This is a genomic window from Hymenobacter metallilatus, from assembly GCF_003944705.1.
GTDB classification, from domain to species: domain Bacteria; phylum Bacteroidota; class Bacteroidia; order Cytophagales; family Hymenobacteraceae; genus Hymenobacter; species Hymenobacter metallilatus.
Genome location: NZ_RWIS01000007.1, coordinates 212122 through 232515, shown reverse-complemented (window position 1 = coordinate 232515; position 20394 = coordinate 212122). Strand labels below are relative to the sequence as shown.

21 protein-coding genes and 1 pseudogene are annotated in these 20394 nt (G+C 58.3%); 9 read left to right on the top strand and 13 right to left on the bottom strand.

What is annotated here, in order from left to right; genetic code table 11:
• Positions 1–48: 48 nt before the first annotated feature.
• The 3 genes from EI290_RS12420 to EI290_RS12410 all read left to right on the top strand — a co-directional run bounded on the left by EI290_RS12420 (position 49) and on the right by EI290_RS12410 (position 2802).
• The gene (locus EI290_RS12420; protein ID WP_125430612.1) at positions 49–717 is read left to right on the top strand and encodes an NAD-dependent epimerase/dehydratase family protein; all 669 of its coding nucleotides are present in this window, start codon (positions 49–51) and stop codon (positions 715–717) included.
• Positions 718–775: 58 nt separating this feature from the next.
• The gene (locus EI290_RS12415) at positions 776–1342 is read left to right on the top strand and encodes a hypothetical protein (RefSeq protein WP_125430609.1); all 567 of its coding nucleotides are present in this window, start codon (positions 776–778) and stop codon (positions 1340–1342) included.
• A gap of 143 nt (positions 1343–1485) precedes the next feature.
• Positions 1486–2802, top strand: a complete 1317-nt coding sequence (locus EI290_RS12410; RefSeq protein WP_125430606.1) for a T9SS type A sorting domain-containing protein — start codon at positions 1486–1488, stop codon at positions 2800–2802.
• Positions 2803–2862: 60 nt separating this feature from the next.
• Here the strand turns inward: EI290_RS12410 and EI290_RS12405 are convergent, their stop codons facing one another.
• From EI290_RS12405 to EI290_RS12355, 11 genes are all read right to left on the bottom strand, one after another.
• Entirely contained in the window at positions 2863–3117 is a 255-nt protein-coding gene (locus EI290_RS12405; RefSeq protein WP_125430603.1) for a hypothetical protein, read from the bottom strand.
• Positions 3118–3256: 139 nt separating this feature from the next.
• A complete protein-coding gene (locus tag EI290_RS12400) occupies positions 3257–3919 on the bottom strand; it encodes an OmpH family outer membrane protein (protein WP_125430600.1) in 663 nt (220 codons plus the stop codon).
• Positions 3920–4254: 335 nt separating this feature from the next.
• A complete protein-coding gene (locus EI290_RS12395; RefSeq protein ID WP_125430597.1) occupies positions 4255–5328 on the bottom strand; it encodes a succinylglutamate desuccinylase/aspartoacylase family protein in 1074 nt (357 codons plus the stop codon).
• Between the two features lie 186 nt (positions 5329–5514).
• Positions 5515–6456 carry a 30S ribosomal protein S6--L-glutamate ligase gene (gene rimK / locus EI290_RS12390; RefSeq protein ID WP_125430594.1) on the bottom strand — a complete coding sequence of 314 codons (942 nt, stop codon included), beginning with the start codon at positions 6454–6456 and terminating at the stop codon, positions 5515–5517.
• Between the two features lie 86 nt (positions 6457–6542).
• The gene (locus EI290_RS12385; protein ID WP_125430591.1) at positions 6543–7004 is read right to left on the bottom strand and encodes an ATP-dependent zinc protease family protein; all 462 of its coding nucleotides are present in this window, start codon (positions 7002–7004) and stop codon (positions 6543–6545) included.
• Positions 7005–7174: 170 nt separating this feature from the next.
• Positions 7175–8290 carry a PQQ-dependent sugar dehydrogenase gene (locus EI290_RS12380; RefSeq protein WP_246008939.1) on the bottom strand — a complete coding sequence of 372 codons (1116 nt, stop codon included), beginning with the start codon at positions 8288–8290 and terminating at the stop codon, positions 7175–7177.
• Positions 8291–8468: 178 nt separating this feature from the next.
• Complete coding sequence (locus EI290_RS12375) at positions 8469–8756, bottom strand: 2TM domain-containing protein (protein ID WP_125430585.1); 288 nt, start codon at positions 8754–8756, stop codon at positions 8469–8471.
• 307 nt (positions 8757–9063) lie between these two features.
• Complete coding sequence (locus EI290_RS12370) at positions 9064–9618, bottom strand: DUF502 domain-containing protein (RefSeq protein WP_125430582.1); 555 nt, start codon at positions 9616–9618, stop codon at positions 9064–9066.
• A gap of 149 nt (positions 9619–9767) precedes the next feature.
• Positions 9768–10652, bottom strand: coding sequence for a 4-hydroxy-3-methylbut-2-enyl diphosphate reductase (locus EI290_RS12365; RefSeq protein ID WP_125430579.1), 885 nt, complete (start codon positions 10650–10652; stop codon positions 9768–9770).
• Positions 10653–10787: 135 nt separating this feature from the next.
• Complete coding sequence (gene cmk, locus EI290_RS12360) at positions 10788–11504, bottom strand: (d)CMP kinase (RefSeq protein ID WP_125430577.1); 717 nt, start codon at positions 11502–11504, stop codon at positions 10788–10790.
• 41 nt (positions 11505–11545) lie between these two features.
• Positions 11546–11938, bottom strand: coding sequence for a hypothetical protein (locus EI290_RS12355; RefSeq protein WP_125430574.1), 393 nt, complete (start codon positions 11936–11938; stop codon positions 11546–11548).
• Positions 11939–12191: 253 nt separating this feature from the next.
• Between EI290_RS12355 and ade the strand changes: the two genes are divergently transcribed.
• Positions 12192–13865 (top strand): adenine deaminase, encoded by a 1674-nt coding sequence (gene ade / locus EI290_RS12350; RefSeq protein ID WP_125430571.1) that lies wholly within the window; start codon positions 12192–12194, stop codon positions 13863–13865.
• Positions 13866–13971: 106 nt separating this feature from the next.
• Here the strand turns inward: ade and EI290_RS12345 are convergent, their stop codons facing one another.
• Positions 13972–14382 carry a response regulator gene (locus tag EI290_RS12345; protein WP_125430569.1) on the bottom strand — a complete coding sequence of 137 codons (411 nt, stop codon included), beginning with the start codon at positions 14380–14382 and terminating at the stop codon, positions 13972–13974.
• Between the two features lie 44 nt (positions 14383–14426).
• Positions 14427–15401 (bottom strand): annotated as a pseudogene (locus tag EI290_RS12340) (PLP-dependent cysteine synthase family protein); the annotation flags it as partial.
• A 333-nt stretch (positions 15402–15734) separates the two neighbouring features.
• On the opposite strand from EI290_RS12340, the gene sucD reads away from it, so the two are divergent.
• The 5 genes from sucD (at position 15735) to EI290_RS12315 (ending at position 20368) form a co-directional block, all read left to right on the top strand.
• Positions 15735–16616, top strand: coding sequence for a succinate--CoA ligase subunit alpha (sucD, locus tag EI290_RS12335; RefSeq protein ID WP_125430563.1), 882 nt, complete (start codon positions 15735–15737; stop codon positions 16614–16616).
• A 182-nt stretch (positions 16617–16798) separates the two neighbouring features.
• Positions 16799–17014 carry a hypothetical protein gene (locus tag EI290_RS12330; protein WP_125430560.1) on the top strand — a complete coding sequence of 72 codons (216 nt, stop codon included), beginning with the start codon at positions 16799–16801 and terminating at the stop codon, positions 17012–17014.
• 64 nt (positions 17015–17078) lie between these two features.
• Positions 17079–17804, top strand: a complete 726-nt coding sequence (locus EI290_RS12325) for a hypothetical protein (protein WP_125430557.1) — start codon at positions 17079–17081, stop codon at positions 17802–17804.
• A 180-nt stretch (positions 17805–17984) separates the two neighbouring features.
• Complete coding sequence (locus EI290_RS12320) at positions 17985–18857, top strand: hypothetical protein (RefSeq protein WP_125430554.1); 873 nt, start codon at positions 17985–17987, stop codon at positions 18855–18857.
• Positions 18858–19117: 260 nt separating this feature from the next.
• Entirely contained in the window at positions 19118–20368 is a 1251-nt protein-coding gene (locus EI290_RS12315) for a PIG-L family deacetylase (protein ID WP_125430551.1), read from the top strand.
• The last annotated feature ends 26 nt before the right edge of the window (positions 20369–20394 follow it).

Genomic DNA, 20394 nt, shown 5'->3' with positions numbered 1-20394 from the left:
ACCGCCCCCACTTGCTGCGCCCTCCCGATTGACCTTACCCTCTACTCCATGTCCAAAACTGCTCTTATTGCCGGTGCCAGTGGCCTCGTTGGCTCTCATCTGTTGCCGTTGCTGCTGGCCTCCGAGCGGTACGAGCGGGTAATTGCCGTGGGCCGCCGGCCCCTCCCCCTGGTGCATCCGAAACTGGAGCAGCGCCTGCTCAGCTTCGACACCCTCGAAAATCACCGCCTGCAGCTCATTGCCGACGACGTGTTTTGCTGCCTGGGCACTACCATGCGGCAGGCAGGCTCCCGTGCGGCGTTCTACCAGGTCGATTACCTATACGTAGTAAAGCTGGCGGCTCTCACGGCGGCCAACTTTGCGGCGCAACTGCTGGTTGTATCGGCCATGGGGGCCGATGCGGCCTCCCGGATCTATTACAACCGGGTGAAAGGCGAGATGGAAGACGCTGTGCGGCAGGCTCCATTCCGGGTCATCCATTTTTTCCGGCCGTCGTTGCTGCTGGGCTACCGGCCCGAGCAACGGGCGGGAGAACGGCTGGGAGCCTTGGTGCTGCGCGTGCTGCACCCGGTACTGCGGGGCCCCTTGCAAAAGTACCGCGCCATTCCGGCCGATACGGTGGCCCGCGCCATGCTCCGCGCAGCGGAGGCCGAAAACAGCGGAATTCAGGTTCATCTTTCCGATGCCATTGCCCAGGAAGGTCGCCGGTTGCGGTGATTTACCGGGACAGGTTGTACTTTTGCAGGAAGACTACTATTCACCTTTTCCTTTCTGCATGAAGTATTTGTTTGTTGGCGCGGTAGCCCTGGGGCTGCTGACGGTACATGAGGGGGCGCTGGCTCAAAGCAAAAAGAAGGGTAGCTCGGGTGCCGGCTACCAAACCGGTATTGGCTTGCGTGGGGGCGGCTGGTCGTCGGGCCTGACGGTGAAGCATTTTCTCAGCGGCAAGAACAATGTGGCGTTTGAAGGGCTACTCACGCGGGAATACGCGGCCCGGGGCGGCCGTCTTACGCTGTTGCTGGAAAAGCACCTCCCCGTATCGGATTTCAAGGGTCTGCAGTTTTACTACGGCGCAGGGGCCCACATTGGCTCGTACCGGGGCCGCTACTACTTCGAAGACGTACGTTTTCGTCGGAATAAAGACAAATATTACTACCGGCAGTACTGGTATGATGATACCAACTACATTGTTGGTGGAGCCGACCTGATTCTGGGTATTGAGTACAAGATGGAAGACCTGCCCTTCACTCTGGGCGTTGACTACAAACCTTTCTTTGAGGTATTCGATGGGTATACCGGCTTCTACAACGATGCCGCCGTAAACCTGCGCTTCGTGTTCTAGCCGGTAATAGGTTAACCTTCGGCTTTGTCTGGCTCTGCTCACGCGGAGCCAGACTTTTTTTATATAAATTTTCCGCTATTACATATAATCTATTTTCTCTATCTTCCGCAACCGAACAACCGGTTCCTTTAGGCTGTACTGCCATGCTGCTCCTGCGTTATCTGCTGATAGTGAGTGTTCTGCTGGGAGGGCTCGATGGGGCAGCTCAGCACCTGCCCAGGATGTTGGGCAAGCCCACGGCGCGGCCGATGGAAGCCACCCAGCGCCTGGGCCAAACCGCCACCACCCGGCCTGGCAAAGCGGTGTACTACAGCTGGAACGCAGCCCAGGCTGCCTGGACGCAGCCGCTGCTGGACCGACTCACATACACCCCGCAGGGCCAGCTGGCGGAGCGCATCACCTCCGACTCTGCTTCGGCCACGGCGTTTCAGCGGGTCAGCTTTACTTATGACAGCCAGGGAAACCTGCTGGAACAGCTGATTCAGACCGGCAATGGCTTGCCCTGGATAAACCAGTTCCGCTACCTGAGCAGCTACGACACCCAAAATCAGCTAATTGAGGAGCTTAGCCAGACCTGGACCAATAATGCCTGGCAAACCACCGATGGGTACCGGTATCAGAATACCTACGCCGGCTCGGTGCTTACCCAGCAAATTGTGCAGCTGTTCGACGCCGGGGCTTTTGTAAATGATACCCGGTTTGAATACCTGCTCACGAACGGCCAGTGGGCGGAAGCTACTGCCCAGCGCTGGACGGGTACCGCTTGGGCAAACGAGGAGCGCATTCTGGACCTGACCTGGTATAACTGGGCCAACCGGCAGCCAGCCGGGTTTCGGGTGCAGGCCTGGCAAAACGCCGGGCAATGGACCGACTTCCAGCGTCATACCATCAGCTACGGACACACCGGTACCACGGTTCAGCTCCTGGAAGAAGCGTTGCCCACCGGCAGCTGGCAGAACTTTGCCCGCTACACCGAGCCAAAAGACACCTGGGGTAATGACCTGGGCTACCGGCAGGAAGACTGGCTGAACGGAGGCTGGGTGCTTACCAACGAGCTACGCGCCCAGCTGTTCTATAACGCGCAGAACCAGCTTATCCGCCGTATTGAGCAACTGTACTCCCCCATCACGGCGCAGTTTGCCAACCGGCTGCTTGTTACGTACGGCAATTTCCAGACGATAACAGCAGTTGCTGCCTCAAAGTCCACCGTGCAGCTGCGGCTTTATCCTGTACCGGTTACCAATGCACTCCATGTGGAAATTAGCCGGCTACCCACGCAGCAGGTGGTACCGCTGGAAATCCGGACGGCAACGGGACAGGTTGTGCAGCGCCTGACCGGGCAGCCGCAACAAGGTGTGCTAAGGCTTACCCTACCCGTGCAAAGGTTGGCTCCCGGCCTTTATAGCCTGCACGTGCTTACCCGGCAGGGCGCGGTTATACAACGGTTTGTGCGGGAATAAAAAGCCTAAAAAGCTCCGCTGCTGCTGCAACAAAGCTTTCACGGAGTGATATAGCCGCCCCTATCGCACCCGGTAGTAGCGGTGAGGCCGGTAGTTGTAATACGGGCGCGGGGCCGGCGCTACGATAATGGGCCGGGGTGCCACCACCACTGGCGCCGGCCGGTAGTACGGGCGGTAATAAGGTCGATAAGCAGGACGGGGGCGCACTACCACAGTGGTTGCGGCAGGCACAGTAGCTACGCAGCTGCTCAGAAAACTGGTAGCCGATACCAGTAACAAGGCAATGAAGGCCGGAATTTTCAGCAGATTTTTCATGGCAAATCGGATAAAGGGCCGCTCCAGTACGGAGTGGTCAGACTATCCATTAGATGCAGCTTTCCTGATAAGGTTTAACGCCAGACGGCCCGATTCCAGAAGGAAACGGGCCGCCTAGCGTTGCTGAAATGCCAGCTGCTTATTTCTTCGCGCCGCGGTATTCGTCGTTGAGGTGCTTGAGCACCGGATTGGTAATATCCAGGTCTTTGCGTCCGTAGGCTATGGTTCCGCTGGGAGCAGCAATGAGGATGAGGCGGTAGCCATTGGCTTTGCCATACTTCTCAATCTGCTTATTGATGCGCTCCAACACCTGCTGGGTCATCTTGCCTTCTTCCTCCTGAGCCTGACGCTGAATTTTTTCCTGCTCCTGGGCCACCTGCATCTGGCGCTGCTGCAGCTGCTGCTCGGTGGCAGCGCGCTGCTCCTGCGTCATGCCCTCAGCTTTCTGCTGGTACTGCTGCACCGCCGTCTGGAAGCCGCGCACCAGCGTCTGGTTCTGGGCTTCCCAGCGGCGGGCCTTTCCCTCGAAGGCTTTGCGGGCATCTTTCATACCCTGGTAGCCATCCAGCAGCTTCCCCGATTCCACATAGGCTACCTTCTCTGTATCGGCGGCAGCCACCAGGGTATTGTCGGCTTCCTCTGCCGGTGCGGGGGTTGCGGCGCTTGTTGAGTCGGTGGTTTGTACAGCGGCTACCGGTTTGCGAACCGGAGCAGCTGGCTTGGCAGCAAAATGCAGGTAAAACAATACGGCTACGGCAATGGCCAGTGCAACATTAATGACTAGCTGGAGAGAATTTTTCATTCAGAAACAGAGGAAATAACAGCAATAGCCGCTGAGCGGCCGTTCAAAAGTACGGGAAAGTTGGCGTTGGAAGAGCATTTGGCGCCGGCAAGGCAGAGCCCAGGTTGTCATGCAGCGCCTAGGCGCAGCCGAAGCGAGGCATCTTACGTGCTGAGGTTGTAATGGCATTTTCATGCGGCATCCGGAGTCCGCTTGTTAGAGCAGTACAGATGCCTAGGCTGCCTTCCACCTCGCTCAGCAGGACGTTCTTTTACCTGCAACCCCGGTACGCGAGATTCCGCGCGCTGCACGGAATGACGTTCTGATCTGTCACCTGTTACCCGCCACTTTTTACCTCATTGCCCCATTTCCTCTCCGGCTTCCTCATCTTCTTCGGTTTCTACCTCCATGGGCTTGGTGGGTTTTTCGTCGAAGGGAACGGCCAGGTCGGTGCGGCTGGGCGTGGTATCGGTGCGGCCCACGTGCACCAGCGCGTCGCCCTGATTCACGACGGGCATGTGGTTGAGGCCGATGATATAGCCGGCCACCGGCGACTCCAGCCGCACTGAACGCTCCCCGTAGGGGTCGGCCACCGACCCGAACACCTGGCCTTTTTCGATGTACTGACCCAGTTTCACGAGGCTATGGAACAGCCCGGCGTATTTGGCCCGCAGCCAGGAGGAGCGCATACACACCACCGTGGGCCGGGCCGGCGGCGTCGTTTCCGGCAGCATACCCAACTGGTGCAGCACCCGCAGCGTACCGGCAATGCCCAGGTCAATGCCTTCCTCATCCAGCCGCAGTGACTCCCCGGTTTCATACACAATGATGCGGCGGCCCTCCTGCATGGCCGTTTCGCGCAGGGAGCCGGGGCGCAGGCCGGCGTGCAGAGTAAAGGGCGCGCCAAACGCCTCGGCCAGGGCATCGGTTTCGGCATCCTGGTGGAGCAGGCAGCGGATTTGTGGAATGTTGGCCCGAGCCGCTCCGCCCGTATGGAAGTCAATGCCGTAGTCAATCAGGGGCATGATTTCGCGCATGAAGCGGTGGGCCACGCGGCTGGCCAGGGACCCGCGCGGGTTGCCCGGGAACGAGCGGTTTACGTCTTTGCCATCGGGCACCTCCCGCGAGAAGTTCAGAAACCCGTAGATGTTGAGAATGGGAATGGCAATAATGGTACCCCGGAGCGGGCGCAGCATGTCGCGCCGAATCATGCGCCGGATGGTTTCAATGCCGTTTACCTCGTCGCCGTGCATACCAGCCATCAGCAGTACTGTAGGGCCGGGCTCCGCGGAGCGGAACACATGCACCGGAATATCGATAACCGTACCGGAGGGCAGCCGGGAAATTACCAGCCGCGTAAGTACCCGCTCGCCGGGCGCAATGGTGAGGCCATTCAGACACAGCGGCTCGGGAGTAGTGGGAAAGGGCAACGGCAGGTACCTTATGGCTCGGGCCTCCAGTCCCAAACCTGCTATACAAATCCCTTGCTCGGCGCAACGCTGGAGCCCTGCGCTATGGCAGCCGTCCGAAGTCCCCTCTCCTCCCGCTCTTCGGTACACAGTTTGCCGCTGCGGAAGGTACAAAAACCGCTGAGCTTGTGGGTGGGCACGTCGGGTCTAATCGGGCTGGGTATCGGGTAAGGCGTCAGAGGGTGCTTTCTGAACAGGTTTTTTCACCTTTTTTTTGCCGGCCAGCGCCACGGTATACTCAATAATTTTGCCGGCAATATCAAGGCCCGTAGATTTCTCAATGCCCTCCAGCCCCGGCGAAGAGTTTACCTCCAGTACCAACGGCCCACGCTTGCTCTGGAGCATATCCACGCCGGCAATGCCCAGGCCCAGGGCCTTGGTGGCGAGCAGGGCCGCCGCTTTTTCGGCCCGGGTGAGCTTTACCAGGGTGCCCGAGCCGCCCCGGTGCAGGTTGGAGCGAAACTCGCCCTCCTTACCCTGGCGCTTCATGGCGCCCACCACCTCGCCGTTTACCACAAAGGCCCGCAAATCGGCCCCTTTGCTTTCAGCAATAAACTCCTGCACAATAATGCGGGCCTTGAGGTTATGGAAGGCCTCAATAACCGACTGGGCCGCTTTTTCCGACTCGGCCAGCACCACGCCCAGCCCTTGGGTGCCCTCCAGTAGCTTGATGATAACCGGCGCGCCGCCCACCTGCTGAATCATTTCCGGCACATCGTCGGAATAGTTGGTGAAGGCCGTTTTGGGCATTCCCACGCCCGCGCGGGCCAGAATCTGCATGGAGCGGAGCTTGTCCCGGCTGCGCACAATGGCCTGGCTTTCCACGGCGGTGCGCACCTTCATCATCTCAAACTGCCGCACCACGGCGCACCCGTAAAACGTAACGGAAGCACCAATGCGCGGAACAATGGCGTCGAAGCCTTCCAGCTTCTGACCTTGGTAGATGATGCCGGGCTTGCCTTTCTCCAGCACCAGGTTGCAGTGCAGGTGGTCCACTACCACAGCCTCGTGCCCGCGCTGCTCGGCGGCTTCTACCAACCGGGTGGTAGAGTATAGCTTTGGCTCACGCGACAGAATAGCCAGTTTCATTGAACAGGAATAGGTAATGGAAGAAAACGCGGGCCAGGGCACGCCGCCACAAAGATAGGTGCCCCCAGGGGCACACCCCAGGGTTTTTAGCGGGCCGTCGGCTGATTTTTGTAGGAAAGATTGCGCCGGGCCACATCCACTACCAGCCGCGCCTGCCGCAGCAGCACCCGTCCTATCAGCACCGGGTACTTCATATCGGAACGGTCAGAGAGAGAAAATTCGGTGTTGAATACCTCCCCAAACAGCTGGATGCCTGCCCGGATAACGTACCGCTCCTGCACTTCCCCGTTGGAGGAGCGGATGTCGCGCAGGGAAAATGTATCGAACTGCATCGGCGAGCCGTCGAAGTTGGGGTGCGAGGGGTCCAGCAGCTGCACGTGCAGCCGCTGCCGGCCCGCGGCATCCGTTTCCACGTGAATATTGGAGCAGTGAATGGCTCCGGTGTAGGCACCGGTATCCACCTTGGCCTCCACGCCCCAGAGCTGAAATTCCGGAAAATCCACCAGTTCCCGCCGTCCTACCGTCCGTTTCGGTCCGCGCTGCTTCATATAGGATAAAGGATTAAGGACGGAAGGATAAAGGATTTTTTGCACATCTGCGCCGTTAGCGAATCTGCGGGGTCATTTCTCCGCTTCCATTCCGCCCTCTACACCGTCCCACACCTTTGCCCTCCCCGCGTCCTTCACCCCCTATCCTTTATCCCTAATCCATTAATCCTTTATCCCTTATAGCTGATGCGGTACACGGCGTCGTTCTGGTCGTCGCTGACCAGCAGGGAGCCATCGGGGAGCACCAGCAGGCACACGGGGCGGCCCCAGGGCGTCTGGCCCTGCAGCCAGCCGTCGGCGAAGGTTTCGTAGCTCAGGGCCTGCTTGCCGGTGGCATCCAGCTTCACCAGGCTAATACGGTAGCCGATTTTGCTGCTGCGGTTCCAGGAGCCGTGCTCCGGAATAAAAATCTGGTTCCGGTATTGAGCCGGAAACTTGCTACCGGTATAAAATTTCATACCCAGGGCTGCCACATGAGCCCCCAGCTTGCGGGCCGGCTTCACGTAGGTATCCATGGATTTGCCTTTACCAAACTCGGGGTCGGCTATGTCGCCAGCAAAAAAATACGGAAAGCCAAAGTGCTGCCCGGGGCCGGCGGCACGGTTCAGTTCATCGGGAGGCAGGTTGTCGCCCAGCATGTCACGGCCGTTGTCGGTAAACCAGAGGGCCTTGTCGCGGGGGCTCCAGTCGAAGCCCACCGTGTTGCGCACCCCATAGGCATAGGTTTCGAGGCCGGTGCCATCGGCATTCATGCGGTTGATGGTGGCGTAGATGGGCTCCTCGGGCAGGCAGGTATTGCAGGGTGCGCCCACCGGCACGTACAGCTTCCCATCGGGCCCAAAAGCAATGTAGCGGAAGCCGTGCCACTCCTTGTTGGGGAGCTTGCCGTACACCACCACTGGTTTGGGTTTCTGCTTCAGGCGGGCCGCAATGTTGTCGTAGCGCAGTATGCGGTTGATTTCGGCCACGTACAAGGCACCGTTGCGCACGGCCACACCGTTGGGAGCATTCAGGCCGGTAGCAACCGTAACAATTTCATCGGCGCGGCCATCCTTGTTCCGGTCTGGCAGGGCGTACACTTTATCGTCCTTGGTGCCCACGTACACGGTGCCATCGGGGCCCACGGCCAGCTCCCGGGCGCTTTTCACGCCCTGGGCAAAGTAGCCAATAGTGAAGCCCGCGGGCAGCTTAATCTTGCTCAGGTTGGCATCGGCGGCCGGGGCGGGTTTCGGACCGGGAGCGAAAGAGGCCAGCGGAGCCAGCAAAAACGGAAGCAGGAGGCGCATGTTCATACTGCCACAAACCACCATCTGCTCCCGAAGGTTGCTTTTTAAAGCAGTGATGCGTTCTGAGAAATGAGAGTTGAATTGGGCCACAGCGTCGTGGCTTACTGGCACGGGCATCTTCCTGGCGCAGACAGGCCGTCCCAGTTCAACTCTTATTTCTCAGAACTCAGCTCTCTGTTCACAGCTCACTCCCCCGCTGGCGCATCAGGCGCTCATATTCCCGCTCCGAGAGCTGGGCTTTACCGAAGCCGCCGTACACCCCAACGCCATTCATAAACACGCCAATTCCCCAGAACACCGTGGACCACACGGGCCAGGGAATTCCCCCGTGGCTGTGGCGGTCCGTCAGGGCCCAGATGGCCCAGAGCAAAGCATTCACGGCGAAGTAGGTGAACAAGTGCGACTTAAACTTGGCACGGGCTTTAGCCATACGCCAGATCTGGGGGTCACGGGCCGGAGTTTCCATGGTGCGGTTGGGGTTAGGTAGTGAGATGAAACAAACCTACTCTTTTCCTTAAAACACCAAAACTTCTGATTACCCAAACGGAACTTTCACCTGCCTGAACCGTCGGAAAAGCCTCCCGAACTGTAGAATGGTGGCGAAGTTGTACAGTCATATCATCCTGAGCATTCCGCGCATCAAGCGGCGACGAAGAACCTTATCACGGTGCAACGGATTGTTCATGCAGGATAAGGTCCTTCGTCGCCGCTTGATGCGCGGAATGCTCAGGATGACAGGATTTCCCTAAATCACCCTCTCACCAGTTCACTGCTTACCCCAGCCGCGACACGCCGCCGGATACAATGAACTTCATGACTTCGGAGCTGGGCAAATCGAGGTAGGTAACGTTTTGGACGGGCACCAGCACCAGCTCGCCGGAGAAGTTGTAGGAGTGCGGAAAGTACACGGCCAGCAACTCGGGGCGGTGAACGGCCGGCATGGCAGTTTGCGTAACAAACCCCAGTTTAAATACCTGCTCCGGACCGCTCAGGCGCACCAGCACCGGCCGGTTGAATTTCTGATTATCCCCCACGAAAGCATCGAACAGGTCTTTGAGGCTGGAGTAGATGATGCTTACCAGGGGGGTACGATGCAGCAGCCGCTCGGTAATAATGAGGAAGGGCCGCACTAGAAACGATTTGGCCACGAAGCCTATACCCGTTACGAGCAGAATGGCCACGAGCAGCCCCAGCCCCGGCACATCGAAGCTCAAACCCGCAAACAGCTCATTCAGCCAGCGCAGCAGCGCGTACAGAATATAAATCGTCAGCCCGATGGGAGCTACAATCAGAAAGCCGCTGAGAGAGTAATTGAGGAGGCGCCGCATGGACAGAAAGTGAGTTTATGCCGGCAAGTTACTAGAACGGGTACCATAGAAACTGTCGGACCGAGCGGAGCGAAGTAGACGGGTTACACCATGCCAGTGGTAAAACCAGATTCCTCGCTCCGCTCGGCCCGACAGCTCGTATAGTTCCGCTACGCCACGTGCTCGGCTACTTCCTCAATCCGGTCTTTCACGCGCTGCATCAGCCACATAGGGGTACTGGTAGCTCCACAGATACCTACCGATTCGGCCCCGTGAAACCACTCGTCCTCCAGCTCCTGCTCGTTTTCCACGAAGTAGCTGCGCGGGTTGTTTTTGTTCACGACTGAAAACAGGGCTTTGCCGTTGGAGCTCTTGCGCCCACTCACAAATACTACTACATCGTGCTCCAGGGCAAATTTGGCCAAAGCCGGCTCCCGGTTGCTTACCTGCCGGCAAATACTGTCGTTGGCATCAAACGAATCCAGGGTGCCGCCGGCTGCCTGAATCCGTGCTTCCATGACCGCCTTCATGTGGTAGAAGCCGGCCGTACTCTTGGTGGTTTGGCTGAACAGCGTAACAGGGCGCGAGAAATCTACCTGGTCCAGGTCCTGCTCCGTCATGACGATGATGGCCTGGTTGAGGGTCTGGCCGGTAAGGCCGGTTACTTCGGCGTGGCCGGGCTGCCCGTAAATCACAATCTGCCCGTTCTGGCGGGTGCTGGCATCGAAGGCGTGCTTCACCCGGTTCTGCAGCTTGAGCACTACCGGGCAGGAGGCATCAATCAGCTCGATGTTATTGCGCAGGGCCAGCTCATAGGTAGCCGGAGGCTCCCCGTGGGCCCGAATCAGCACTTTGGCATCATGGAGTTGCTCCAGCTGCTCCCTATCAATAATGCGCAGGCCCAGCGCGTGCAGGCGCTCTACCTCCATGCGGTTGTGCACAATGTCGCCGAGGCAATACAGGGTTTCCTGCTGGGCCAGCTCGTCTTCGGCCATCTGAATGGCAAACTCAACGCCGAAGCAGTAGCCGGAATTTTTATCGATGGTGACGTTCATGAGCTCCATGTTTTTCGGGGGGCCAGCCGGTATGGGCAGCTGCTGGCTCCTGTGGGGTCGCCCGGTAGCGAATCCTGTGCCGGAATCTATAGTGTAACAGCTGAGCGCCGGATTTCCTTCCTTGAACGGATGAATCTATTGAGTGGCCCGCTGCTCCCAGCCAGCCGCGGCTAACGAAAACAGCCTGGCCGACACGCGCTCCAGCACAAAATCAACCTGCTCGTCAATCATCATATGCGTGGTATCCAGCAGTACGGCATCGGGGGCCCGGCGCAGGGGGCTTTCGAGGCGGGTGGAGTCGAGGTGGTCCCGCTTGCTGAGGTTGTCTACAATATCTTCTACCGGCACCTGTTCGCCTTTCACGGCCAGCTCCTCCTGGCGGCGCAGGGCCCGGGTAAGCACGTCGGCCGTCATAAACACCTTTACCTCGGCATCGGGAAACACGGTGGTGCCAATGTCGCGCCCATCCATTACCACGCCCCGCTTGCGGCCCATACGCTGCTGCTGGCGCACCATGGCGTGGCGCACGGCCGGAATACCCGATACCTCGCTTACCAAGTTGGAAATGCGCATCTGCCGGATTTCATCTTCCCGGATGGCACCATCGAGGCAGAGCTCATTGCGGCCGGTTTTGCGGTTGCGCTTGAAGGTGATGTGCATTTCGTGCAAAGCCTGCTCGATGCGCGGCAAATCGTCGAAGCGGATGCTGTGCTCCAGCAGGTACAGTGTAACGGCCCGGTACATGGCCCCGGTATCAATGTAGGCGTAGCCCAGCTCGGCGGCCACTGCCTTGGCCGTGGTGCTTTTGCCGCAGGAGGAATAGCCGTCGATGGCAATGACGATTTTTCGCATGACAGGTTCACTGCTTGGCTCAGGCTGACGGAAAGGGCTCACTAAATCCAGGTTTTACGGCCCGGCTTAGCGGCCAGGCGCTGGGGTACATCCGCAAAAAACGTAGCCACCGACTGGCTTAGGCCTTTGGTGAGCTGCTCGCTTACGCGGTAAAACGGGTTGAAGAAATTGACGTGGTTAATGCCCACCCCCGTGCTTCCGTCGCGGCCCTTGGCCCACTCGCCCTGGTAGGTGTTAATCAGGCACTGGCCCAGAAAGCAGCCCAGCGCCGTGATAACGCCCGCCCGCTCGGTTTCTTTGATGCTGGGGCGTTGCGCTTCGATAAACTCGGCCAGCCGCTGTACCGCTGCGGCATCATAGGTATTCACCTGAAGCTGCTGGCGCACCGCTTCGGCAGCCGTTACAAGGGCGGCAATTGGATTTTCGTCGGGCATGTGGTGCGGGTTAGTGACTTTCGCAGGGGCAGGGTACTTTGCCGAATTTGGCTTTACGCTTCATGGAGGCAGTTTTTTTCTGCTGAGGGGTGCGGCTGGCGCAACCGGCCGTCAGCAGGCCCGAGCCCCCGAGCAGGGCTGCCAGTAGTAAAGTCACAATCTTTCTCACGGCACGGATTTTCGGCAAATATACGGTTCTTTACCCGTTAGCCGCCCCGCGGCCGTAGTTTTCCCTGAGCCTTCCTCCTGCCCCATGCCCGCCGAATTTCAGCTATCCGCCAACGTTATCAACCTGTTCGACAACACGATAAGCCCGGCCATTGTGCACGTGGCGGCGGGCCGCATTCAACGTATCGAGCCCACGGGCGGCTCCGCACCCGACCCGGCCCTTCCCTACGCTTTGCCCGGCTTCGTGGATGCCCACGTGCACGTGGAAAGCTCCCTGCTGGTGCCCTCCGAGTTTGCCCGCCTGGCCGTCGTTCACGGCACCGTGGCCACCGTCTCCGACCCCCACGAAATCGGTAATGTGCTGGGGGTAGCCGGCGTGCAGTATATGCTCCGGAACGGCGCGCAGGTTCCCTTCAAGTTCTGCTTCGGGGCTCCGTCCTGCGTGCCCGCTACGCCCTTTGAAACTGCTGGGGCTGAAATTACCGCCCAGGACATCGAGCAGCTGTTTCGGGAGCACCCCGAGGTGGGCTACCTGGCCGAGATGATGAACTGGCCGGGTGTGCTGCAGCGGCAGGAGCTGGTGATGGAGAAAATCCGGCTGGCCCAGCAGTACGGCCGCCCCGTGGATGGCCACGCCCCCGGCCTGCGCGGCCAGGATGCCGCCCACTATGCTGCGGCTGGCATCAGCACCGACCACGAGTGCTTTACGGCCGAGGAGGCCCTCGATAAGCTGGCCGTGGGCATGAAGGTGCTCATTCGGGAAGGCTCGGCGGCCCGCAACTTCGAGGCCCTCATCGACCTGCTGCCGGAGCACTACGAGCACCTCATGTTCTGCTCCGACGATAAGCACCCCGATACGCTGGTGCTGGGCCACATTAACCAGCTGGTGCAGCGCGCCGTGGCCCGGGGCCAAGAGGTGCTGCAGGTGCTGCGCGTGGCCTGCCGCAACCCCGTGGAGCACTACCGCCTGCCCGTGGGCCTACTGCGGGAAGGCGACGCCGCCGACTTTATCTTGGTGGACAACCTCACCGATTTTACCGTCCGGAAAACCTACCTGAACGGCGAGCTGGTGGCGGAAAACGGCCGCACGCTGATTCCGGCCGTGCCCGTGCCGGTGGTCAACAACTTTACCGCCCAGCCCGTACAGGCCCCGGATTTTGCGGTACCCGCCCCGAGAAACGAGGAACAGGAGATGAAAAGCGCCACCGTGCGTGTCATCGAGTGCTTCGACGGGCAACTGGTCACCGCCCGCCAGGATGTGCCCGCCCGCCTGGAAAACGGCCTGGTAGTGGCCAATGTACCGGCCGATGTGCTGAAGCTGACAGTTGTGAACCGCTACCAGCCGGCCCCGCCGGCCGTGGCCTTCATCCGGGGCTTTGGCCTGCGGGGTGGCGCCCTGGCCAGCAGCGTCGGCCACGATTCCCACAACATCACGGCCGTGGGCTGCGACGATGCCAGCCTGGCCCGGGCCGTAAACCTGGTAATTGAAGCCCGGGGCGGCCTGGCCGTGGTAGCCCCCGACGGCCGGGAACTGATTCTGCCCCTACCGGTAGCCGGCCTCATGTCGGATCAGCAGGGCCCGCAGGTGGCCGCCGCCTATACCGCCGTAGATGCCCTGGCCAAAGAGCTGGGCTCCTCCCTGCAAGCCCCCTTCATGACGCTGTCCTTTATGGCCCTGCTGGTTATTCCCAGCCTTAAACTCAGCGACCAGGGTCTGTTTGACGGGGAGGCGTTCCGGTTTGTGGAAGCGGTGGTGTAGAATGTGGAAATGAGACTAGAAGAAGTGAGAGGTGAGACCTTCGTTCAATGGCACATTGCCAGAACGAAAGTCTCACCTCTCACTTCTTCTAGTCTCATTTCTCTACTTAAAACCGCTTCTGCATCAGCTTTTCCATCTTTTCCTCCGTCAGTGGCTTAGCCAGGTACTCTACACCTTCGTACTGCGCCACGCGAGCCGTGTCGGCGGCGTGCATGGAGGTGGTCAGCACGGCCATGACGGTTTTTTCGCGCACGGACTCCGGCAGGGAGCTGAACAGCTTCAGAAACTCAAAGCCATCCATGCCAGGCATTTTCAGGTCCACGAAAACCAGGTCGGGGGCGTTAGCGGCGGGCTGCTCGCCGTTAGCGTTGCCCCAGATTTCCTGGTAGGCCTGCTCCGCTTTGCTGAAAGTATGAATCTGCTCAGCCACCTCCAGCCGGTTCAGCAGCCGATTGTTCAGAAAGCTGGTCGTCTCGTTGTCGTCTACCAGCACTACACTCCGGAGCTTCTTGGTCATGGTGGGGAAAGAATAAAGGCGGTCAGATCAGAGAATCGGGCTTACAACCAGCCCTGCTCCCGCATCCAGTCGTCGTTGTAGATTTTGCCGAGGTAGCGGGTACCATGGTCAGGCAGAATAATCACCATCGTATCACCTTCCTGCAGGTGCTCTTTGGCATATTCCAGGGCCCCGTGTACCGCCGAGCCGCACGACCAGCCCACGAACAAGCCCTCTTCCTTGGCCAAACGACGAGTCATAACGGCCGCATCCTGGTCAGTTACCTTGATGAACAAGTCAATCAGGTCGAAGTTAACATTCTTGGGTAGAATATCTTCCCCGATGCCTTCCGTCTTGTAAGGATAGATTTCGTTTTCGTCGAAAATGCCGGTTTCCTTGTACTTTTTGAACACGGAGCCGTAGGTGTCCAGCCCCACGGTTACAAGGTTGGCGTTTTGCTCTTTCAGGTACTTGGCCGTGCCGCAGATGGTGCCGCCCGTGCCCACGCCGGCCGCGAAGTGCGTAATTTTCCCTTCCGTCTGCGCCCAGATTTCCGGGCCGGTGCTCTCGTAGTGCGCCGCCGTGTTCGACAGGTTATCGTACTGGTTGGGGTAGAAGGAGTTGGGCGTTTCCTGGTTCAGGCGGCGGGCTACCGAGTAATAGGAGCGCGGGTCGTCGGGGGCCACGTCGACGGGGCATACCACCACCTGGGCCCCTACCGCCCGCAGGATATCCTGCTTTTCCTTGCTCTGCTTGTCGCTCATCACAAAGATGCACTGGTAGCCCTTGGCAATGGCGGCCAGCGCCAGGCCCATGCCGGTATTGCCGCTGGTGCCTTCGATAATGGTGCCGCCGGGCTTGAGCAGGCCCGCCTTTTCGGCGTCTTCCACCATCCGGATGGCCATGCGGTCCTTTACCGAGTTGCCAGGGTTGAAGTATTCTACTTTGGCCAGAACAGTGCCTTTAATACCGGCGGCTACGCTGTTCAGCCTGACCAAAGGCGTGTTGCCAATGGCCTCTACAATGTTGTTGAAGTACATTTCGGGTGAGAGAAACGAGTGGTAATGCGAGAGAGGCCGCAAAGGTACGGGCTTATTACAGATGATACAGATAAAGCCGCAGATAACACAGATGAATAGGATGATATAGATTTCCAGCCGCCTGTCAGCTTGCAAAACCAATCCGCGGCATCCGTGCCTTCATCTGCACCAGCCGCGGCTTAATCTGCATCATCCATGGCTGCATCTGCGAGCATCTGTGATTCAGCCTTGCCCCTGCCCCAAAAACCTCTACTTTTGCCCCGCCGCCGGCCCGGCCGTAGCGGCAGCATCCCACCCCCATATCAGCATCTTCCGCTAACCCCACTTCTTCTCATGAGTGTTCTGGTAAACAAGGATTCCAAAGTGATTGTGCAGGGCTTTACGGGCTCCGAAGGCTCGTTCCATGCCCAGCAGATGATTGAGTACGGCACCAACGTGGTGGGTGGCGTAACGCCCGGCAAAGGCGGTACCCAGCACCTGGAGCGCCCCGTGTTCAACACCGTAGCGGAGGCCGTTGAGCAGGCCGGCGCTGATACCAGCATCATTTTCGTGCCGCCGGCATTTGCCGCCGACGCCATCATGGAAGCTGCTGATGCCGGCATCAAAGTAATCGTAACCATCACCGAAGGCATTCCTACCAAGGACATGATTGCGGTGAAGGAATACCTGAAGGGCCGTGAGGGCCTGCGCATGATTGGCCCCAACTGCCCCGGTGTAATGACGGCCGGCGAGTGCAAAGTGGGCATCATGCCCGGCTTTATCTTCCAGAAAGGCCGCGTGGGCATCGTGTCGAAATCAGGTACCCTGACCTACGAAGCCGTCGACCAGCTCACGAAAGCCGGCTTGGGTCAGACCACGGCCATCGGCATCGGCGGCGACCCGATTATCGGCACCACCACCAAGGAAGCCGTGGAGCTGCTCATGAACGACCCCGAAACTGAGGGCATCGTGATGATTGGCGAAATCGGGGGCGGCATGGAAGCCGAAGCCGCCCGCTGGATCAAGGAAACCGGCAACAAGAAGCCCGTAGTTGGCTTCATTGCCGGCCAGACCGCGCCTCCCGGCCGCCGCATGGGCCACGCCGGCGCCATCGTAGGCGGTGCCGACGACACGGCCGCCGCCAAAATGGCCATCATGCGCGAGTGCGGCATCCACGTAGTAGACTCGCCCGCCGAAATCGGCGAGACGATGCTGCGCGTACTGGGCAGCAAGTAAATAATTAAGTATCCGGCTAAATGCCTTAACAGGCTGCTTTCGATGTTTCGAGAGCAGCCTGTTCGTTTTTTATATATTTCATTTGGAAAGTATACCGGGGGGGGGCATATACTTGTGTCGCTAGCCCGCCGGAGCCGAAAAGCGGATACAACAGAGTAGGCGTATTTTTACTTGCATTCATAATGAAGAAAAAATTATTTTCGAGTCTTTTGACTTTTGGCTTAATCTTAGGAATTGCTTCCAAAGCATCCGCCAATCCAATGTTTGGCAATACCTGGGGTAATCAATTTTGTTCTGGCGGTACTTTGCACCAAATTCATCGAATCTATATTTTCTGGCTCGAAACCGAAACAGATGTTGATACAGGAGCATCTTGCCCAGCAGATTGTGGCTGCTAATTAGCTAATTTGTTTTTCAAAAGGTAGAGTCTTTGTCGGCTCTACCTTTATTTTTACACCACATATGAAAGCTTGCTTGTTAATAATAATGTTAGCTATATTTCACACAGCTGTAGCCCAACGTAATACTGATACTTTAAATACCACTATAGTACTATCCGATATTAACGTTCAAGGCTATTACGGCCAGCTGGTTGTTGCTTCTGGCATTGAAAAAAATAACACATGGCACTCGCAAGCACCGGGTGGGGGCTATGCAGTCCGTTTCCAGTCTCCACAAGCTGGTTACCATAAGTTACGCCAAATACGGGTGCATTTATATCAGCCTAGCCGGATTCGGGAAGGTCAGTTGCGGGTACGAGTGGCCTCAGTTACGGCAGCTAAAGGTCCCGCCAGTGATAATCTGTTGCCTGAGCCTGTACTTTTAACCACTAAAATACTGCGTGCATCCCGCAAGCACCTAACTATTCAATGGCCTACGGCACAACTATTAGTCCCCGATCAGGGCTTTTTTATTGTGATAGAAGGGATAGGAAATTATCCCGATGAATATGTTAGTGGGCTGGAACCTCAAATGGGCAAGCCAGCCGCTCCCCGCTACCAACTTCGTCGACGTATTGACTCCAGCCACACTCTGCGCACGGCCCCAATTACTGATTTTCCAATCTTAAAAGGCACTCAAGTAGATACTAAAACTGCGGAAAGTTGGTATCTGGATGCTGTAACGCAGGAGTGGCATTATAAACCATCAGAAAGCTCCGTAGTCTTGTTGGAGGCAATATTTGAGTAGGTTTGTTTTTATCCTGCATTCTTGCTTTGCTTATCTAATCTCATTGTAACCAAGTTAACCGGCCGCTTCTACTATGCAGAGGCGGCCGGTTTTTGTATTGCCTTTATTCAACGCATCCTATATACTTGCGGCACCTCAACCTAGCAGCTACCCGCCATTTACGATTGTCTGACTTCGCTGATGTGGCTGATCCTATCCTCCCTAGTTCTGCTAGCCTCCTTACCTGATACGCCCCGCACCCGCCAGCACCTGCCGGAAGTAACTGTACGAGCCCAGCCCCGGACGCGGACGCTCCGGGCACCCGGTGAAACGAAAGGACTGCACACGGCCTTCGGCCGGGAGTTGACGCCGGGGCGGGCCGTGGCCGTGTGGCACGGCCCGCCCGATACGACCCGGGTGTATGTGGTGCGGGCCGTGCGGCTACAGCTGGGGTCCCGTATGCCCGAGGCGGTACACGACCTGCCCAAACACCGCCGCAACCTGCCCGAAGGCCGCCTGCACCTCTGGCTCAGCCCCGGAACCATGACCACCGGCCCCGTAGCCAGCCAAAACCTGCTACCTCAAAAGTTGTTGCTCACGGCCGAAACGGCGACGCAGGAAAAAGGCTGGATTCGTTTCGAGGTAGCGGACCAACGGCTTGTGCTGCCGACGCGGGGCCTATTTGTGGTGGCTGAAGGCCTGCCCACAACGGATACAGAAACCTTCGTGCGCCAGCGGGTCCTAACCGCCCCGTACGACGGCCACACCCCTCCGCAGGATCTGGATTTCCGGAAAATAAAGCCCGGCCAGAGTGCCCGCTCCTACCGTTACGTGGAGATGCTCCGCTCCGATGGCAGCGCCCGGCTGGTACCATCATCTTCGTTTCCGGCGCTGGCTTACCGCTTGGTAGCCACGGCGGCGGAGTGCCACTCCTGGCTGCTGGTTGACCACCGGGGCCAGCCCGCAAGCTGGCAGTCGGTGCCCCAGGATTTGGCTCCCATGCGCCGGGCGCTGCCTAACGAATCGGTGAGCGACTACAACTACGAGCTAGTGCTGGAGGTGGAGGAGCTATAGCCATTACTCGTCCTGCTGGCCGAGGATACGTACGGCCTCAACCGAACGGACCATGAATTGCAGACATCCAAGTTGTACTGTTTTCTGACGCTTCAACTAAGCTCCAACGATTAAAACGAGATGTTCATTGCCCATATTGGTCCTTTCGCCTGCAATATTTCAACGTTTTATCTAAACAGCTTAAGACACGCATAGATTTCCAGGGTTTGGCTGGTAAATTTGAAAACTAAGGCCTTCCCTACTCTTTCCCCGGTTACGGCATGAGAAAAGTTATACTCTGGATTTTCCTGCTGGCTGTGCTATGTCAAGTTTCGGGGCAGCTACGGGCTCAAACGGGTACAACCGCATCTGCTTCCTGCAACCCGCCTACGCCCAAATGGACGGCAGTTTTGACCGCCCATCCGGATGATTGGCAGTTGTTTATGGGGTCGGCTGTCTGCGAAGAGACGCAGCATAGCCGGCGGAAAATTGTATTCATCTGCTTAACCGGTGGCCAGGCCGACGAGCCCGCCGATATTTATTGGCAAACCCGGGAAGCCGGTCACCGGGCATCGGTGCGTCAGTCGGTAGAATTGAACAAAACGGTTACGTCGGCTAGTACCGGTACAATAGTTGTGAACGGGCATAGCATTGAGATGTACCGGCAGCAAAACGTGGTAGCATTCTATCTGCACTTGCCCGATGGGGGAGTTAGCGGCCGGGGACTGTCGCGGGGCGGTTTCCAGAGTTTGCAGCAGTTGCGCGACGCCGGCCGGCCTCTCACGCCATTGAACGGCGGCAAGGCCTACGTCTCCTGGGAAGATCTGCGGCTCACGGTAAAGGAGCTCCTAGCTCACGAGGCCATCAAAGGGCAGCTTACCATGCACATTCCGCTGGCTGACGCCCGCTCCAACCCTGGTGACCATTCCGACCATTATTTGGCGGGGGTACTGGCCCAGCACGTGATGAAGCAGCAAGAATGCCGCTTTTTTCAGTACGTGGGATACGATGTAAGCAAACGTCCGGTTAATCTGTCGGCCACTCAGCAGAACAACCAGCGGCAGGTATATAAAGCCTACTGCCAGACCATGGTAAACGCGGGCCAGCCAGACCCCTGGGATGCCAAGCACCTGGCCTTCATCGGGCATCAGTACATGCAGGTGCGGCATCAGGCCGGCCCGCAGCTGCAGCCATTGCCCAGCTTTGTACCTTCGGCGTCAACCGAGCTGGGGGACGTGGTAGATGCCGAGGCACTACTGGAAACAAAATTGATACTGGAACCCGCCTACCCTAACCCCTTCTCCGAATCCACCCAACTGGTGTATAGCCTGCCCGTACCGGCCAATGTGTGGCTCCGGATAGTGGATATGCAAGGCCGCGAGGTAATGCAGCTACTGGATGGCTCGTTGCAGTCAGTAGGGCGCCATGAGCAGTGGCTGGATGTGCAGCGCTTTCCGGCAGCAGGCACCTACATTGCTGAGCTGCGGGTTGGTCATCACCGGCGCCGTCATACCCTGTCGGTCGTACGCTAGGCGCTGCCGTATTTTCTGCTCTACCT

Excerpts from the sequence above, each read along its gene's own strand:
- EI290_RS12420 (WP_125430612.1), top strand. The coding sequence starts at position 49 with ATGTCCAAAACTGCTCTTATTGCCGGTGCCAGTGGCCTCGTTGGCTCT.
- EI290_RS12415 (WP_125430609.1), top strand. The coding sequence starts at position 776 with ATGAAGTATTTGTTTGTTGGCGCGGTAGCCCTGGGGCTGCTGACGGTA.
- EI290_RS12410 (WP_125430606.1), top strand. The coding sequence starts at position 1,486 with ATGCTGCTCCTGCGTTATCTGCTGATAGTGAGTGTTCTGCTGGGAGGG.
- EI290_RS12405 (WP_125430603.1), bottom strand. The coding sequence starts at position 3,117 with ATGAAAAATCTGCTGAAAATTCCGGCCTTCATTGCCTTGTTACTGGTA.
- EI290_RS12400 (WP_125430600.1), bottom strand. The coding sequence starts at position 3,919 with ATGAAAAATTCTCTCCAGCTAGTCATTAATGTTGCACTGGCCATTGCC.
- rimK (WP_125430594.1), bottom strand. The coding sequence starts at position 6,456 with ATGAAACTGGCTATTCTGTCGCGTGAGCCAAAGCTATACTCTACCACC.
- EI290_RS12385 (WP_125430591.1), bottom strand. The coding sequence starts at position 7,004 with ATGAAGCAGCGCGGACCGAAACGGACGGTAGGACGGCGGGAACTGGTG.
- EI290_RS12380 (WP_246008939.1), bottom strand. The coding sequence starts at position 8,290 with ATGCGCCTCCTGCTTCCGTTTTTGCTGGCTCCGCTGGCCTCTTTCGCT.
- EI290_RS12375 (WP_125430585.1), bottom strand. The coding sequence starts at position 8,756 with ATGGAAACTCCGGCCCGTGACCCCCAGATCTGGCGTATGGCTAAAGCC.
- EI290_RS12370 (WP_125430582.1), bottom strand. The coding sequence starts at position 9,618 with ATGCGGCGCCTCCTCAATTACTCTCTCAGCGGCTTTCTGATTGTAGCT.
- EI290_RS12365 (WP_125430579.1), bottom strand. The coding sequence starts at position 10,652 with ATGAACGTCACCATCGATAAAAATTCCGGCTACTGCTTCGGCGTTGAG.
- cmk (WP_125430577.1), bottom strand. The coding sequence starts at position 11,504 with ATGCGAAAAATCGTCATTGCCATCGACGGCTATTCCTCCTGCGGCAAA.
- EI290_RS12355 (WP_125430574.1), bottom strand. The coding sequence starts at position 11,938 with ATGCCCGACGAAAATCCAATTGCCGCCCTTGTAACGGCTGCCGAAGCG.
- ade (WP_125430571.1), top strand. The coding sequence starts at position 12,192 with ATGCCCGCCGAATTTCAGCTATCCGCCAACGTTATCAACCTGTTCGAC.
- EI290_RS12345 (WP_125430569.1), bottom strand. The coding sequence starts at position 14,382 with ATGACCAAGAAGCTCCGGAGTGTAGTGCTGGTAGACGACAACGAGACG.
- sucD (WP_125430563.1), top strand. The coding sequence starts at position 15,735 with ATGAGTGTTCTGGTAAACAAGGATTCCAAAGTGATTGTGCAGGGCTTT.
- EI290_RS12330 (WP_125430560.1), top strand. The coding sequence starts at position 16,799 with ATGAAGAAAAAATTATTTTCGAGTCTTTTGACTTTTGGCTTAATCTTA.
- EI290_RS12325 (WP_125430557.1), top strand. The coding sequence starts at position 17,079 with ATGAAAGCTTGCTTGTTAATAATAATGTTAGCTATATTTCACACAGCT.
- EI290_RS12320 (WP_125430554.1), top strand. The coding sequence starts at position 17,985 with ATGTGGCTGATCCTATCCTCCCTAGTTCTGCTAGCCTCCTTACCTGAT.
- EI290_RS12315 (WP_125430551.1), top strand. The coding sequence starts at position 19,118 with ATGAGAAAAGTTATACTCTGGATTTTCCTGCTGGCTGTGCTATGTCAA.